Genomic DNA, 3031 nt, shown 5'->3' on the forward strand with positions numbered 1-3031 from the left:
CTTTGAGCTGTGAAACGAGTTCGTCGTCTGGATTAGCGCGGTCTTCACCAAATACGTGATCAGCTAGAGGTAGCATGCCGTAAAGAAAAACCACAGTAAACCAAAGCCAAAGGCCATAACCGGTTTCAACGGCAGCATAAGCGGAGGCTAAAGGAATCATTGGCGTAAGGATAGAGAGTAAGTACCAGTAGCGTTTGCTACGGATCCATGCGCCAGTTTGCTGAGGGTAAACGGTAGTGTTCATAATACGCTCTCTTGTTTTTCTTATAGGGTTTAATCTAGGTGCGTGGGCACTTTTGATGAAAACCATTCTACGAGAGCGTGACTAGCGCAAACAGGTTATTTGGGCTCAACTAGTAGTCATTTTGATTCAATAAAGACTAGATCTTGGCTTATAAGGACTGTTTGTGAGCTTGTCTGAATTGCGATGGTGAGCTATCGAACCAGCGCTTAAATGAACGGTTAAAGTTGGAAGCATCATCATAGCCTAGAGTCAGTGCAATGGCTTCAATGCTTGATTGGGTATTCAGTAGTAAGTTTTTTGCCTGAGCTTTTCGTAAGTTAGCCATGACCTTACTAAAAGAAGTATTTTCTGTTTTTAGCTTTCTCGCGAGTGTGCTTTTGGACATATTCAGGTTTCTCGCGATTTCTTCTATCGATAAAGAGTAATCGTGAGCCTGTTCAACAAGCGAGACAACTTTTTGTTCAAGGCTATCAAATTGGTTCAGACGAGAAAGCTCTTCGTCGCATTGTGCGCGCGCCAGTTCAACAGAGCGAGGGTTTGCCGTAACGCTGGTGATCTTAAGTAAAGACTTTGGGATAGTGACTCCGGCAGTCTTAGCGTCAAAGTGAACAGAGCAAGGCAGTAGCTCTACGTACTTGTCTTGCCATGCGGGTGCCTTATAGGGGAAGCAAACGGTGCACTGTTCGACGCCCTTGCCAATTACAAACTCTATAACGTTGAGTAAAGACGCGAGTAAAACTTCGTAGAGTAATTCTCGTATGGGCTCCCATGTACAAGTTTCTTTAATTTCTAAAAGGCAATCTTCGCCATTAACTTGAATGTTAATTCCGATGGCTTGCAAGCGGGTTTGATAATAGCGGCTAATCAGCTCAAGGCATTCGCCTAAGTCAATACCGTGAGAAACGGCAAAACCTAAGCTGCCATGGCTGGAAAGCTGAATTTTTTGGGCAAAGTGAAGGCCTAGCCATGGACAACTGGACTTACTATAAATGTCATGAACAAAGTCCTTGAAATCGTTAAAGGGGATAAAGTCCTGCCCCTTATGCTTTTCTAGTGTGTTAGTAATGTGTGAGTAATTGAGTTCCAGGTTTTGCTCTTCGCTATACCGAATAAACTGATGCAAGTAAGAGATAGAAGAGAGTACGTTATCGCTCAAGATTGTTTGCCTTGTTGTTCTTGTGAGTATGCTTTTGGGCTAGCTCGATTGTTTAGCGCGAAAATGATAAACAATTATTACATGAAAAAACTATAGTACTAAACTCGCTTAATTTTGAGATATTTTTGTAAGCGTGCTTTGGCTTAGTGATTATTCTTGGTCTAAGCTTATTCGACGCATATTAATATATTAAACTCAGAAAGTGGTCCCTAGGGATAGCCTGCTTTAAATGGAAAGGTGCGCAGACAGCTAACGTTATGAAATCACTAGAAGTAGCACAACATATTCATGTTCTTTATGAAGACTCTTTGAAAGAGCTTCTGGCAAGCCTTAGTTGTGATGTGAACATGTCACCGGCTAACGAGGCTGATTGGTTAGATGCGCCGGTAGCGCTTATCGATGCAGGTTCTGAAGATATGGAAATCAAGCTTGCGCTTGCGCTTGCGCTTGAGCTGCCTATGACTGTACTTGCTATGACCTATCCGGTACCAAACATCACTGTCGTTGATGAGGAGTCCCTGGAAGATTGGATCTCTGAAATGGCCAATCAGTTGATCGGGCGTTTGAAGACAAAGTTAATGTCGCATGAGCAAGAGATTACCTTGGGGCTGCCGACGACGTCTTTTGGTGTTGAGTTGAACGACTTGATTGAACCTGGCCCTACCCGCTTCTCCAGTTATATTGAGGTAGATGGGGAGGCTTGTGCTTTTCACATCGGAGTGGAGTTCTTTTCCGAAGAGATTAGTTTTGTTAGTGAGCCGGTCGTGGTGGAAGATTCGTTGATGGAATCAGAGATCGAGTTATTTTAGTTTTATGGCTGATAAGCCCTTTCTGGATCTGGTAGTAGACTGGGTATGAGCACATTTAAAACCAAATTAGCGCCAGACTATAAAGATGGTGTCGACCGGAAACTCTTAAAGACCATTAAGAACCGTTTTTTGCAGGTCAATGCTGATCGCTTCGAGCGCTGTCGACAGGGCTTGTCTTCCCGACATCAAGATATCCTTTATGTATTGCCTTTACTTTACCACGTTAACCACCCTCTGATGCCGGGTTATGTCGCGCAAGATGCACCCGCCGGCGTGTCGGCTTATCAACCCGATAAAGCAGCTTTAAGTATTGCAAAGTCCTTTAGCCAGACCTTTAAGTTTAAGTCAGGCTCCCGCCAGCTTAGCCAGATACATGCTCTCTACATGATGGGCAGTACTGGAACCTTAGCGCACTCTGAAGCGAGTGATGTGGACTTATGGTTGTGCTTTGACCCTGGCCTGGGCGAAGACGCTATGGCTTCGCTCGCAGAAAAAGCCAAGAAGATAGATGATTGGGCAAACAGTCTAGGCTTGGAGCTTCATACTTTTTTGATGAATGCGGAAAAGTTTAAGGCTGGGCACTTGAATAACCGCATGGATAAAGAAAGTAGTGGTTCTGCACAACATTATTTGCTGCTGGACGAGTTTTATCGTACTGCGATTTTATTAGCGGGGCGTTACCCAATTTGGTGGCTGATTCCACCAAATTTAGAAGGAGAATACGAGGAGAAAGTTGATCTCCTGTTGAGTAAACGTTTTATTAAACAGCAAGAGGTTCTCGATTTTGGTAGCGCTGCGTTTATTCCTAAAAGTGAGTTGATA

2 protein-coding genes and 2 pseudogenes are annotated in these 3031 nt (G+C 43.9%); 2 read left to right on the forward strand and 2 right to left on the reverse strand.

Going from position 1 to position 3031, the window contains the following annotated elements:
• Both A3735_RS16525 and A3735_RS16530 read right to left on the reverse strand, forming a co-directional pair.
• Positions 1-244, reverse strand: a pseudogene (locus A3735_RS16525) (hypothetical protein); the annotation flags it as partial.
• Between the two features lie 148 nt (positions 245-392).
• Entirely contained in the window at positions 393-1400 is a 1008-nt protein-coding gene (locus A3735_RS16530; protein WP_068514159.1) for an AraC family transcriptional regulator, read from the reverse strand.
• Positions 1401-1657: 257 nt separating this feature from the next.
• On the opposite strand from A3735_RS16530, the gene A3735_RS16535 reads away from it, so the two are divergent.
• The gene (locus tag A3735_RS16535) at positions 1658-2209 is read left to right on the forward strand and encodes a hypothetical protein (RefSeq protein WP_068514156.1); all 552 of its coding nucleotides are present in this window, start codon (positions 1658-1660) and stop codon (positions 2207-2209) included.
• Between the two features lie 45 nt (positions 2210-2254).
• Positions 2255-3031: pseudogene (locus tag A3735_RS16540) on the forward strand (adenylate cyclase); the annotation flags it as partial.

Source organism: Oleiphilus sp. HI0061 (genome assembly GCF_001635675.1).

What these genes read in the sequence shown, in the direction of transcription:
- A3735_RS16535 (WP_068514156.1), top strand. Translation starts at nt 1,658, where the DNA reads ATGAAATCACTAGAAGTAGCACAACATATTCATGTTCTTTATGAAGAC.